Raw genomic sequence first — 12094 nt, 5'->3', positions numbered from 1 at the left:
AACAGCGCGCAGCTATTCATAAATACTTTCCGTGCAACCTTCCCAGCCTCTCTGGACTGTCTTTAAAGGTATCGCTATTCAATTTCATGTTTAGTATAGACTCATAAATTTATATTGTCAACGTTTTTCGTTACGCATTTTTTCAATCAAGTTTTGGAAGTCTTCCGGTAACGGCTGTGTAAACTCTAAATATTCCTCAGTACGAGGGTGTTTGAAGCCTATTGTACCCGCGTGTAATACCTGCCCATTGAAGTCGATAGTCTTCTTAGGACCATATTTCGGGTCCCCCGCAAGTGGATGCCCAATATACTTCATATGCACACGGATTTGATGAGTCCTACCTGTTTCCAGCCTACACTCGACTAATGTGAAGTTACCGAAACGCTCCAGTACTTTAAAGTGAGTTACCGCATGCTTTCCCTTATCGATTATCGTCATACTTTGACGATCTTTAGGATCTCTTCCGATTGGCGCATCAATCGTCCCCTGATCATGAGGGATATGGCCATGCACAAGTGCCGTATAGACACGAGTAACAGATTTATTAACAAGCTGATTGACAAGAGACACATGTGCTTGGTCATTTTTAGCAACCATGAGCAAACCCGAAGTATCCTTATCGATTCGATGGACGATACCAGGGCGCATAACTCCATTAATCCCTGATAAATCGTTCACCTGGTGCATCAATCCGTTAACAAGCGTTCCAGTGCTGTGACCCGGCGCAGGATGAACGACCATCCCACGAGGTTTATTGACTACAAGGACATCGCTGTCTTCATAAACAATCTCCAAGTCAAGATCTTCAGCAACAATATCTAACTCTTCTAACTCAGGCTCAATCACTTCGATAATATCTCCGGTTTTCACCTTATAATTCGCTTTCACCTGTTCTTCGTTCACTAAAACCGCACCATCTTTAACCCATTGCTGAATCTGTGTGCGAGACCAATCTGGATTATAAGTTGATAACACTTTATCGATTCGGCCTTTTTCTATTTCATCTGTAATTACAATTTCAATCGGTTCCATTATGACACCTTTTTCTTATTCTTTTTTTCATCTAAAAACACGTGAATGATCATGAGCACTACCCCTACAGTTAATGCCGCGTCTGCAACGTTAAAAATAGGAAAATCATAATCGATGACCGGGATGAGTACATCGACGAAATCGACAACTTCTTTACGCCATAACCGATCGATGAAGTTGCCAAGCGCCCCACCTAATAAAAACATCAAGCTTACACTGAGTAAAGGTTGGCCTTTGCTTTCTTTGTGAAAAAAATAGATAATCCCTGCTACGACAAGTATTGTGACAACGTAAAATAACCACATTTGTCCTTCAAGCATTCCCCACGCCGCTCCTTTGTTGCGGTGTGAGAGGAGGGCAAGATAAGGATCCAAGATAGGAATTCTTTCACCCAACGTCATATTTTGTACTACAAGCCATTTTGTGAGCTGGTCTAACAGTATTAAAATAATTGCAATCCCATAATAAATTAACATACCCAAAAACCCCCGTCCGACAGTTTCCGTTTCATTTTACCATAAAAACACTTATATCATACAAACAAAGAAAAGGCTGATTATAACGATGGCATTCAGCCACTGTTACAAACAGCCTTAACCAAATTTCTTATGAATAGTATTTCTTCACAACATCTGCACAACGGGAACATAGTTCTGGCTGTTCCGCATCGTCACCGACCGTTTCAGAGATCGTCCAGCAACGTTCACACTTTTCACCATCCGCTTTTTCAACAAGAACAGTTGCAGCATCAAGTTTAAGTGCATCAGCAGGCATATCTTCTACTTTGCCTTCAACGAATTGTGAAACGATAAAGAACTGAGCAAAATCGATATCTTCTGCCGCAAATACTCCAGCCAATTTTTCTGGCAATGCGACAGTCACTTTTGCCTCAAGGGATTTACCAATTACTTTAGCATTTCGAGCTTCTTCAAGTGCTTTCAATACATCATCACGTACGAGCATCAATTTAGCAAATCGATCGCGTAGCGTAGAAGCATGTTCACCAAGTTCTTCTGCTTGCGGCATGTCAGTCAATTGGACGCTTTCCTCATCGACATGCTCAAGGAATGCCCATAGTTCATCCGTTGTATGAGGGATGATTGGAGTCAATAGCTTCAATAGTGCAAGTAAGGAATCATACATAACCGTTTGCATCGCACGACGATGTGGATGGTCTGCACCTTCGATATACACAACATCTTTAGCGATATCTAAATAGAATGAGCTTAAGTCACCTGTACAGAAATTATTAACTGCGTGGTAAACGCCAGCAAACTCGTAGTTTTCATATGATTTTAATACTTCCTTGACTAAATCTTGAAGCTTCACATAGACGTATTGGTCAATCGGACGCATATCAACAAAATCTACTCGATCAGTTGATGGATTAAAGTCGGACACATTCCCGTGTAGGAAACGAAGAGTATTACGGATTTTACGGTATACCTCCGATACTTGCTTAAAGTTTGAATCGGATACACGGACATCTGCCGTATAATCTACGGATGATACCCATAGACGAAGAATATCGGCACCTAATTGGTTCATCACTTTCGCTGGCACGATTACGTTTCCAAGTGATTTACTCATTTTACGCCCTTCTCCATCCAATGTGAATCCATGACTTAACAAGCCTTTATAAGGCGCGATTCCATTGATCGCAACACTTGTTGTCAAAGAAGAGTTGAACCAGCCACGGTATTGGTCGCTTCCTTCAAGATACAGGTCTGCAGGATAGACAAGATCGTCCCTCTCTACAAGCACTCCTTGATGGGTAGAACCCGAATCGAACCAAACGTCCATGATGTCCGTCTCTTTCGTAAATTGACCGTTCGGGCTACCCGGGTGCTCATATCCTTCAGGAAGTAGATCTTTTGCATCGCGCTCAAACCAAATGTTTGAACCATGTTCACGGAATAGGCGGGATACGTAGGAAATGGTTTCGTCAGTAATGATGGCTTCCCCGTTTTCTGCATAGAATACCGGAATAGGAACTCCCCATACACGTTGACGGGAAATACACCAATCTCCACGGTCACGGACCATGTTGTAAAGGCGAGTTTCACCCCAAGATGGCGTGAATTTTGTATTACGGATTGCATCAAGCAATTCGTTACGGAAGGAATTGATAGATGCAAACCACTGGGCTGTGGCACGGTAAATGACTGGTTTCTTAGTACGCCAATCATGCGGATATGAGTGTGTGATGAATGAAAGCTTCAAAAGTGCCCCTTCTTCATCCAACTTCTTCGTTACCTCTTTATTCGCATCTTCATAAAACAATCCTTCAAATCCAGGTGCTTCTTCCGTCATAACCCCTCTGTCATTGACAGGAGATAATGCATCGATTCCATATTGTTTGGAGACATAGAAGTCATCCTCACCGTGACCAGGTGCCGTATGGACACATCCTGTACCAGCCTCCGCTGTTACATGCTCACCAAGCATTACAAGGGAGTCACGATCGTAGAATGGATGTTTAGCGATTACCCGCTCTAAATCAGATCCTTTCAATTCGCGTACAACTTCGTAAGATTCCCAGCCAATTTCTTTGGCAACGAATTCAAGAAGGTCTTTCGCCAATAGATATTTATTTCCATCCACTTCTACAATTGCGTAATTGAATTCCGGATGAACTGAAATTCCAAGGTTTGCAGGAATCGTCCAAGGAGTTGTAGTCCAGATGATAATACGGACGTCTTCTTCCACTACCCCTAATCCGTCTTTGATCGGGAAAGCGACATAGATGGATGGTGATTTTTTATCTTTGTATTCAATTTCTGCTTCGGCAAGTGCTGATTCACTTGAAGGTGACCAGTAAACTGGCTTCAGTCCTTTGTAGATATAGCCTTTTTTCGCCATTTCTCCGAAAACTTCAATTTGGCGAGATTCAAATTCTGGTTTCAATGTGATATATGGGTTATCCCAGTTACCACGAACACCGATACGTTTGAATTGTGTGCGTTGGTTGTCGATTTGGCTATAAGCATACTCTTCGCACATTCTACGGAATTCTGCTACTGAGTGCTCTTTGCGGTTTACTCCTTTGTTTACGAGTGCTTGCTCGATTGGAAGACCGTGAGTGTCCCAGCCTGGTACGTATGGAGCATGGAAGCCTGTCATTGACTTGTGACGGACGATCATGTCTTTTAGTACTTTGTTTAGAGCATGACCCATGTGGAGGTCACCGTTTGCGTATGGTGGTCCGTCGTGAAGTACGAAGAAGGGACGTCCTTTGGTCCGTTCCTGGACTTTTTGATAGATGTCCATCTCTTCCCATTTTTCTTGAAGTTGCGGTTCTTTATTTGGTAAATTTCCGCGCATTGGAAATTCCGTTTTCGGCATTAGCAATGTGTCTTTGTAATCCATTTAACTTCCTCCTTGGAAAATAGTTCTTGGTAAATGTTGATTTCCGCTACGGGCGGACGCTTTCCGCGGGCATGGCTTCAGCCTCCTCACTACGCTACGCTTCGTTGCGGGGTCTTCAGCTCATGCTATTCCCGCTGGAGTCGCCGCCCTTCGCTCCAATCAACGGAAACTACTATAAATATTAGGGGATAAAAATAAAAAACCCCGTCCCTAAAAAAGGGACGAGGTATTGTTCTCGCGTTACCACCCTAGTTGCAGCATAAAAAAACATACTGCCTCTCAGAACACCATAACGGGGTGCATCCGGGATTGGTTTTGGTCAATCCAGCTCAGGAGTGATTTTCGTTTCCGTTCATCGACCAGGCTTCCACCATCCCCGGCTCGCTACTCGTGTATACGGAAAGTACTCTCTCTGTCAACGCCTATTTCAGCTTATATGGTAATTATTATATGCGTGTTGGAAATAGTTTGTCAAGCATCCTTGTTATTCAACATCAGAGGCAGCCTCAAGTTGTTCTGCATCGGGTTGATATTCCATAAGTCTTTCCCAATCATCGGTTTTGATCATGTCGAGTTGGGCTTCGATTAACATTCTGAAACGATTTCGAAATACTTTTGATTGTTTTTTCAAGTCTTCAATTTCCATTGCAATTTTCCTTGCACGAGAAAGTGCTTCGTTAACAATTCGGTCTGCATTTTTTTCTGCTTCTTTAACGATAAGCTTGGATTCTTGAAGTGAATTTCTTCGCACATCCTCTGCCGCTTCTTGAGCGATTAAGATTGATTTTTGCAATGTCTCTTCAATGGAGTTGAAGTGGGAAACCTTTTCCTTCGTTTCCTTTAGACTGTTTTTTAATGTCTTGTTCTCTTCCAAGACATTTTCGTAATCCTTCATGATTTGCTCAAGGAATTCATTGACCTCGTCTTCATCATATCCACGGAAGCCACGGCTGAACTCCTTATTATGTATATCAAGCGGTGATAATGCCATCTGCTGTTTCCTCCTCTTCAAATCTTCTTATTCCTATTATACATGTACACAAAAGATAAAACAGCAGTTTTTATACAGATGTCTGAAAAATCATTCTAACCTCCCTATCAACAACCTAATTTTATCTTTACGTGTTCTGCCTTCAATCGACATGATTTTAAAACGCCCAAACCCTCTAATCGAAAGGATATCTGATTCATTCACTTCGAATGCCTGCTGATTACGAACGACATGATTTACTTTAACTTTATCATTTTGGACGAGTGAGACTGCTTTTTGACGTGGATAATTTAGTAGTGAAGCGACAATGGAGTCAAGACGTAGAGAGCTGATCGTATGTAGCTCTTCTCTCCATGATTCAGCCAATACGATTAGTTCATCTAAAGAAATTACTTCTTCTACACGAACTTTTGATTTACCAATTGAAGTTAAGTTAGCGCTTAGATAATCTTTCATCTCCTCTGCAGCGGCGAATTGGGCGACACCTTCCTTCAGGCGGATATCTCCAAATTTTGATCGGTCGATACCAAGTGCCATAAGTGAACCTAAAATGTCACGATGCTCAATCGACATGAATTTCGCAGGATATCTAACCGAAAAAACAGTTACTTGGAAATCATCGGCTTCAGGTTCGTAATAATCCGGAAAGATTAAGGCTCGTTGTCGTTCAGGTTCAATGAAGGCACCATTAACCGCAAATTGTAGACCAGCACCTCTAACGATGGAACTTACGATGAAAATTTGCCTCGGATCAAGAAAACCAGTTAGCTTAGGAGAATACGTATCCTCGACTTCCCGTGTCCAACCGACTACAGTTTCTATGAATGGCTGCTCGTCTTTTCTAAAGTGTTGTATGATGGATTCCATTTTTATGACTCCTTACGATGGTTGGAGGCTAATCTTTATAGAAAAAACCTCACATAAGTGAGGCCATGATTAACCTATAAACTTCAAGCACGCCTCTTGTAATTAAATAATTCAAAACAAAAATGGCAACAATCGGCGAAATATCAATCATTCCAAGTGGTGGAATAAATCTGCGGAAAAAGGCTAAATAAGGCTCAGTTATCTTGCCTAATAGTATACCGATTTTTGTTTCCCTTGATGCTGGTACCCATGACATTAAAATATAAATAATGAGGAGTATCAAGTAAAGTCGTATACCTTGAAATATCAGACTAAAAATCAAATCAACTGCTTGTATCATATCAGTTTCTACACCTCATCCAGTTCTATCTTTCAAAAAAATCCGAAATGGAACCCGCCACTTCGACATTCTCAGGCACACATAAAAAGATGTCTGTCCCGATACGTTGAATGTCTCCTCCAAGTGCGTATACTGTACCACTTAAGAAATCTACGATGCGGATACCTTGATCCCTTTCGATTCTTTGTAAATTTACAACTACCGCCCTTTTATTCTTCAAGTGTTCGGAAATGTCTTGAGCTTCTGCATAAACCCTTGGTTCAAACAGAACAACTTTTGAAGACTTTTGAAGGCTTTGCAAACTGACGACTGTGCCAGGTTGCTGTGTTTCCGAAAGTTGTTGTTTACGTGTTGCCGCTTTTCTTGGCTGTTGTTCTTGGATAGGCGGTTGTTGTTGTCGAACAGGTTGCTCTTGTTGAATTTCCTCTTCATCATCAAGATAAAACCATTTTTCAAATTTCCTTTTTATACTCATCCGTCTCCCTCGCTTTCCATTCCGACTAAAGCGGTACCGATTCTAATATGGGTTGCACCTTCTTCTATTGCTATTGTGTAATCATTTGACATTCCCATTGATAATTCAGTACATGGTGCATGTTTTAAGTTAAGAGCTGCTATTTGGTCACGAAGGACACGTAGAGCCCGGAATACCGGACGTATTAATTCCTCATCTTGTGTAAAAGGAGCCATTGTCATTAATCCGATGACACGGATTTTATCAAATTCCGCTATTTCTTCTACAAACCCTTTTACGTCTTCAGGTTGAATCCCCGATTTGGTTTCTTCTGCCGAAACATTCACTTGTAGAAAGCAATCAATAGTAGACGTTGCCCTTTTTTGGATTTCTTTTGCAATACTGATTCGATCAAGAGAATGAAGAAAATCGACTTTATCAATAATGTCTTTTACTTTCCTACTTTGGACATTACCGATAAAATGCCAATTCACTGTATCCAATTTAATTTCTTCCTGTTTTCCTAAAATACCTTCAGGTCGATTTTCTCCAAGGTTGTTAATACCGGCCTCAATAACTTCCTGCGTTCTTTCGACTGAAACTTGCTTTGTTACAGCAATAACGGTTAGTTCATGTCTATTCCGTCCTGAACGTGTGCAGGCAGCTTGAATCTCTTCTTCTATAAACTTCATACGTTCTTGAATTGTCTCCAATGCAATCACTACTTTTCAGGTTACTTTGCTTTATTGTATCAAGTGAATGCTCACATATCAATGATAAGCCATCATGTATCGGTCTTTTTACCAACTAACACGATATCTTTTCCAATCGTTAACACATCGTCATATCTAACTTGCTTTAAATCTTTAATTTTAGAATCTAAAAAAAGTGATTTTTCCGCCCCTCCAATTTGCAGAATTGAAATCTTCCCATTTTTCATATCGATCGTTGCATCTTGAACAAATCCTAAGAAGGTTCCTTTTTTCACTTCTATTACTTCTTTTTTTTGCAAATCAGAAAACCTCATCGCCATTCCTCCTTTTTACAGGATATGCGTATTGCGGCAAGAAAAAAACGCAATGCATATGCATTGCGTCTACCGTCATCATTTATTTTCCATACCTTCTCGAATAATTTGAATGGCGTTTTTCTCCAACCTTGAAATCTGCGCTTGCGAGATACCTAATTCTTTAGCTATTTCGGTCTGAGTCTGCCCTAAATAAAAACGTTTGGAGAGGATCAATTGCTGTCTTTCCGTCATGCCTGAAACAGTTTCCTTTACTGACACATAAGTGAGCCAACGCTCTTCCGATACTTTTTTATCTTGTAACTGGTCCATAATATAGACTGGATCTCCGCCATCCCCATTCATTGGTTCATGAAGGGACATTGGATCTTGGATTGCATCCAAAGCAAACAATATATCATCTTCTGGAATACCTGTGATTTCGGCCAAATCAGAGATTTTCGGTTCTTTTTGATGATCGTTTACAAATTGTTCCTTCGCCCGAATTGCTTTATAAGCAATATCTCTGAGAGATCTGGATACTCTAATAGCATGGTGATCCCTCAAATGCCTTTTAATTTCCCCAATAATCATTGGCACGGCATACGTCGAAAATCGGACATTATGTTTCAAATCAAAATTGTCAATCGACTTCAATAAACCGATACAACCTACCTGAAAAAGGTCGTCTGCCTGTTCACCCCTATATGCAAATCTTTGGACAAGGCTGAGCACTAATCGCAAGTTTCCTACGACAAGTTCTTCCCTTGCAGATTCGTCACCATTTTGAAGCCGGATAAACGTTTCTTTCATCACTTCATTCGTCAGTAATGGCAAATTGGACGTATCGATTCCGCATATTTCCACTCTTGTACGCATCATTCGCTTTTCCTCCGCATTCTGTAGATGACTGTACGAAATAGTTTGTCCTCAGTCTTGCAGAATATGCGAAATACAATTCTCCAATTTCAACCATTACGCAATTGGATGGTTCAATCTGTCCCTTAATTCAGAGATGATTTTCTTTTCAAGACGTGATATATAAGATTGCGAAATACCTAATAATTCAGCTACTTCCTTCTGTGTCATTTCCAAGTGTCCAGTCAAGCCAAAGCGGCATTCCATAATATATCGTTCTCTTTCATCCAACGTGCTAATTGCCTCAATCATATGTTGTCGTTCCAATTTTTTCTCAACATCGTCAATGATAATGTGTTCATCAGTGCCTAATATATCCGAAAGCAATAATTCATTGCCATCTGCGTCCGAGTTCAATGGTTCGTCAAATGAAATTTCCGATCTTGTTCGGTTTGTTTTACGTAAATGCATCAATATCTCGTTTTCGATACAACGTGAAGCGTAAGTCGCTAATTTAATATTGCGATCGCTTTTAAATGTTTCGATCGCTTTTATAAGTCCAATTGTGCCAATACTTATTAAATCTTCAATATGTGTATTCGTATTATCAAATCGTCTTGCAATATAAACGACAAGTCTTAAATTCTTTTCGATGAGTGTGTCCCTTGCATCCATGTCCCCTTCCATGAATGCTCGAATTGTTTGAGCCTCTTCTTCCCTTGTCAACGGTTTTGGTAGCGATTCGTGGCCACCAATATAATATGTGCCACTTTTTCTTCTTAAAAAGAAACTTTTAATGATTGATAACCAATTTTTCATTTTATGCCACATGATCTGTTCCCCTTTCTTCCGTTAGTGATTCCAATGCGGAGGCATGCAGAATGGCAGCTGCGCCTTCGGGATAACGATTATCTTCCTTTGTTAGGACAATATAGCCTGTTGGCAACTCACTTCCTTTCCCAATGACCCATTGGTCGAATTTAAAACCAACTGCCCAAGAAGCGCCCTGCACTGTTTGTAGGCGGATCAGACGCGCATTTTTTTGATACTTTTTGGGAATCTTAGATAATTGATGCATGTCTTTTGTATTCCATGTATGCAAAGGCTCTATGAGCTCCTTGGGGATAATGGATTCAACAGCTTTGAAGGATACGAAGTGAACCGCTTCGCCTGTTAGCGGTTCAATACAGCGATTTCCTGTATCGATGAAGACTTGAATCGTAGTTGTCCTTTCCCAGATTGACAGCACTGAAGCGTATGAATAGGATGACATTTGCCGGGCGATTCTTACATCCAGCCACTTCGTTTTTAATAAATACAAAGAAATATAAGCTAATAGTGCACAAACAAAGACGGTTACTCGGGCATCCGAAAACATGAATCTGTCTGTGAATACGGTTAGTACTCCACCGGCAAAAAGGGCGCCGATGAGTACAATTAGTGAGGGACCTTTCCAAGCTGTGAAAGACACTCCGAATGCACAGACGACCATTCCTAAGAATGCGATTACGATTGCGATAGGAGAGTTAGGGAAGAGTGTGACTGGAAAGGCGCCGATGAATGAAGCGACAAGGAGGCGTTTCCAGGTTGTCTGTGACTTGGCCATTCGACTGGCGAATGAGAGTATTGCGTAGTTGAATACCATATTAATACTAATAATGATTTCCCCATACATCAGCCCACCCTCCTTGAACGTAAGGATAACATTCATTTTCTGCAATGTTTGTCGGAATGGGCATGAAATTTAAGTAAAAATACGACAAAATCCGAACGTCAAATGAAGTATGTTGTGATACGAGCGAGTTACGTTGTGATACGAGCGTGTTACGTTGTGATACGGCGGCTACATTGCGATACGGAGCATTTACATTGTGATACGAACAGGTTACATTGCGATACGGAGCATTTACGTTGTGATACGAATCCCTTACATACTCATCGACAAAAAAAACCCGGCTTGTCCTTTTGGACGGCCGGGGAATTGATTGATACGTTATTATCTTCTTTGACGATTACGTAGGAATGTTGGGATGTCCAATGCATCGTCTTGCTGATTGCTTTGTTGCTGTCTCCCAATCTCGGGCTGATGGTATTGTTGTTCTTCTCTACGTGAATGGGAAGTTGTTACTGGTTGCTGTTCACGTTGACGAGTTGCACCGAAGCCTGGGTTTCTTGAAGCTTTCGAAGGGCTTAATTGCTCTTCGTTGAATCCTGTAGCGATTACGGTAACTACGATTTCGTCTTTCAGATTATCATTGATGACGGAACCGAAGATCATATTCACATCTTCGTCAGAAGCGGATGCCACGATATCAGCAGCCTCTTGAACTTCAAACAAGCTTAAATTGGAACCACCCGTAATGTTCATCAATACGCCTTTAGCTCCATCGATAGATGTTTCCAAAAGCGGGCTGGAAATCGCTTTTTTCGCAGCTTCTGCAGCACGGTTTTCACCAGTGGACATACCGATACCCATAAGTGCAGATCCTTTATTCGACATGATTGTTTTCACGTCGGCGAAATCCAGATTGATAAGACCAGGAACAGCGATTAAATCCGAAATACCTTGTACACCTTGTCGAAGTACATTGTCAGCTTCACGGAAAGCTTCTAACATTGGTGTGTTTTTATCTACAATTTCAAGTAGCTTATCATTTGGAATGACGATTAACGTATCGACCGATTCTTTCATTGCAGAGATTCCGCCGATTGCTTGTGTTTGTCGTTTTCGGCCTTCAAACGTGAATGGACGTGTAACAACACCAACCGTTAATGCACCAAGATCCTTTGCCACTTGGGCGATGACAGGAGCTGCACCAGTACCAGTTCCGCCTCCCATTCCTGCTGTTACAAAAACCATATCTGCACCGCGAAGTGCTTCTTCAATTTGCTCACGGCTTTCTTCTGCCGCCTTCTTACCTACTTCAGGATTCGCTCCGGCACCAAGTCCCCGAGTCAATTTTGCACCAATCTGCAATTTCACTTCAGCTTGAGATAAATTTAATGCTTGCGCATCAGTGTTTACCGCTATGAACTCAACGCCTTGTACTCCATGTTCGATCATTCTATTGACAGCATTGTTTCCGCCACCACCGACACCAATCACCTTAATAACTGCAAGTGCATCAATATTCGTATCAAAATCCAGCATTGTCTCTCCTCCTAATCCCAATCAGA

The 12094-nt window shown here is 41.3% G+C and carries 13 protein-coding genes and 1 other annotated feature; all 13 genes read right to left on the bottom strand.

Annotation, left to right across the window (positions count from 1 at the left end; all coding sequences use genetic code 11):
* Positions 1–117: 117 nt before the first annotated feature.
* The gene (locus NSQ43_RS09405) at positions 118–1032 is read right to left on the bottom strand and encodes an RluA family pseudouridine synthase (RefSeq protein ID WP_339249585.1); all 915 of its coding nucleotides are present in this window, start codon (positions 1030–1032) and stop codon (positions 118–120) included.
* Positions 1032–1508 carry a signal peptidase II gene (lspA, locus tag NSQ43_RS09400; RefSeq protein WP_339249583.1) on the bottom strand — a complete coding sequence of 159 codons (477 nt, stop codon included), beginning with the start codon at positions 1506–1508 and terminating at the stop codon, positions 1032–1034. Before lspA ends, NSQ43_RS09405 begins: the two co-directional genes overlap by 1 nt.
* 130 nt (positions 1509–1638) lie before the next feature.
* Complete coding sequence (ileS, locus tag NSQ43_RS09395; RefSeq protein WP_339249581.1) at positions 1639–4401, bottom strand: isoleucine--tRNA ligase; 2763 nt, start codon at positions 4399–4401, stop codon at positions 1639–1641.
* Positions 4402–4615: 214 nt separating this feature from the next.
* Positions 4616–4829, bottom strand: a binding site (T-box leader).
* 56 nt (positions 4830–4885) lie between these two features.
* Positions 4886–5392, bottom strand: a complete 507-nt coding sequence (locus tag NSQ43_RS09390) for a DivIVA domain-containing protein (protein WP_339249579.1) — start codon at positions 5390–5392, stop codon at positions 4886–4888.
* 90 nt (positions 5393–5482) lie between these two features.
* Positions 5483–6259 carry an RNA-binding protein gene (locus tag NSQ43_RS09385; protein ID WP_339249578.1) on the bottom strand — a complete coding sequence of 259 codons (777 nt, stop codon included), beginning with the start codon at positions 6257–6259 and terminating at the stop codon, positions 5483–5485.
* A 49-nt stretch (positions 6260–6308) separates the two neighbouring features.
* On the bottom strand, positions 6309–6599 hold the full coding sequence (locus tag NSQ43_RS09380; protein ID WP_339249575.1) for a YggT family protein: 291 nt from the start codon (positions 6597–6599) through the stop codon (positions 6309–6311).
* A gap of 25 nt (positions 6600–6624) precedes the next feature.
* Positions 6625–7074, bottom strand: coding sequence for a cell division protein SepF (locus NSQ43_RS09375; protein WP_339249573.1), 450 nt, complete (start codon positions 7072–7074; stop codon positions 6625–6627).
* Positions 7071–7766, bottom strand: coding sequence for a YggS family pyridoxal phosphate-dependent enzyme (locus tag NSQ43_RS09370; protein ID WP_339249571.1), 696 nt, complete (start codon positions 7764–7766; stop codon positions 7071–7073). The genes NSQ43_RS09375 and NSQ43_RS09370 overlap by 4 nt, the downstream gene beginning before the upstream one ends.
* A gap of 71 nt (positions 7767–7837) precedes the next feature.
* Positions 7838–8080, bottom strand: coding sequence for a YlmC/YmxH family sporulation protein (locus tag NSQ43_RS09365; protein WP_339249569.1), 243 nt, complete (start codon positions 8078–8080; stop codon positions 7838–7840).
* A gap of 78 nt (positions 8081–8158) precedes the next feature.
* Positions 8159–8938 carry an RNA polymerase sporulation sigma factor SigG gene (gene sigG, locus NSQ43_RS09360; RefSeq protein ID WP_339254854.1) on the bottom strand — a complete coding sequence of 260 codons (780 nt, stop codon included), beginning with the start codon at positions 8936–8938 and terminating at the stop codon, positions 8159–8161.
* Between the two features lie 96 nt (positions 8939–9034).
* The gene (gene sigE, locus NSQ43_RS09355; RefSeq protein ID WP_339249566.1) at positions 9035–9748 is read right to left on the bottom strand and encodes an RNA polymerase sporulation sigma factor SigE; all 714 of its coding nucleotides are present in this window, start codon (positions 9746–9748) and stop codon (positions 9035–9037) included.
* Positions 9738–10592, bottom strand: a complete 855-nt coding sequence (locus NSQ43_RS09350; protein ID WP_339249564.1) for a sigma-E processing peptidase SpoIIGA — start codon at positions 10590–10592, stop codon at positions 9738–9740. The genes sigE and NSQ43_RS09350 overlap by 11 nt, the downstream gene beginning before the upstream one ends.
* A 321-nt stretch (positions 10593–10913) precedes the next feature.
* Complete coding sequence (gene ftsZ, locus NSQ43_RS09345; protein ID WP_339249562.1) at positions 10914–12068, bottom strand: cell division protein FtsZ; 1155 nt, start codon at positions 12066–12068, stop codon at positions 10914–10916.
* Positions 12069–12094 lie beyond the last annotated feature (26 nt).

The sequence above is a fragment of the Sporosarcina sp. FSL W8-0480 genome, assembly GCF_037963765.1.
Lineage (GTDB): Bacteria > Bacillota > Bacilli > Bacillales_A > Planococcaceae > Sporosarcina.
This window is presented reverse-complemented; position numbering and strand designations above follow the sequence as displayed.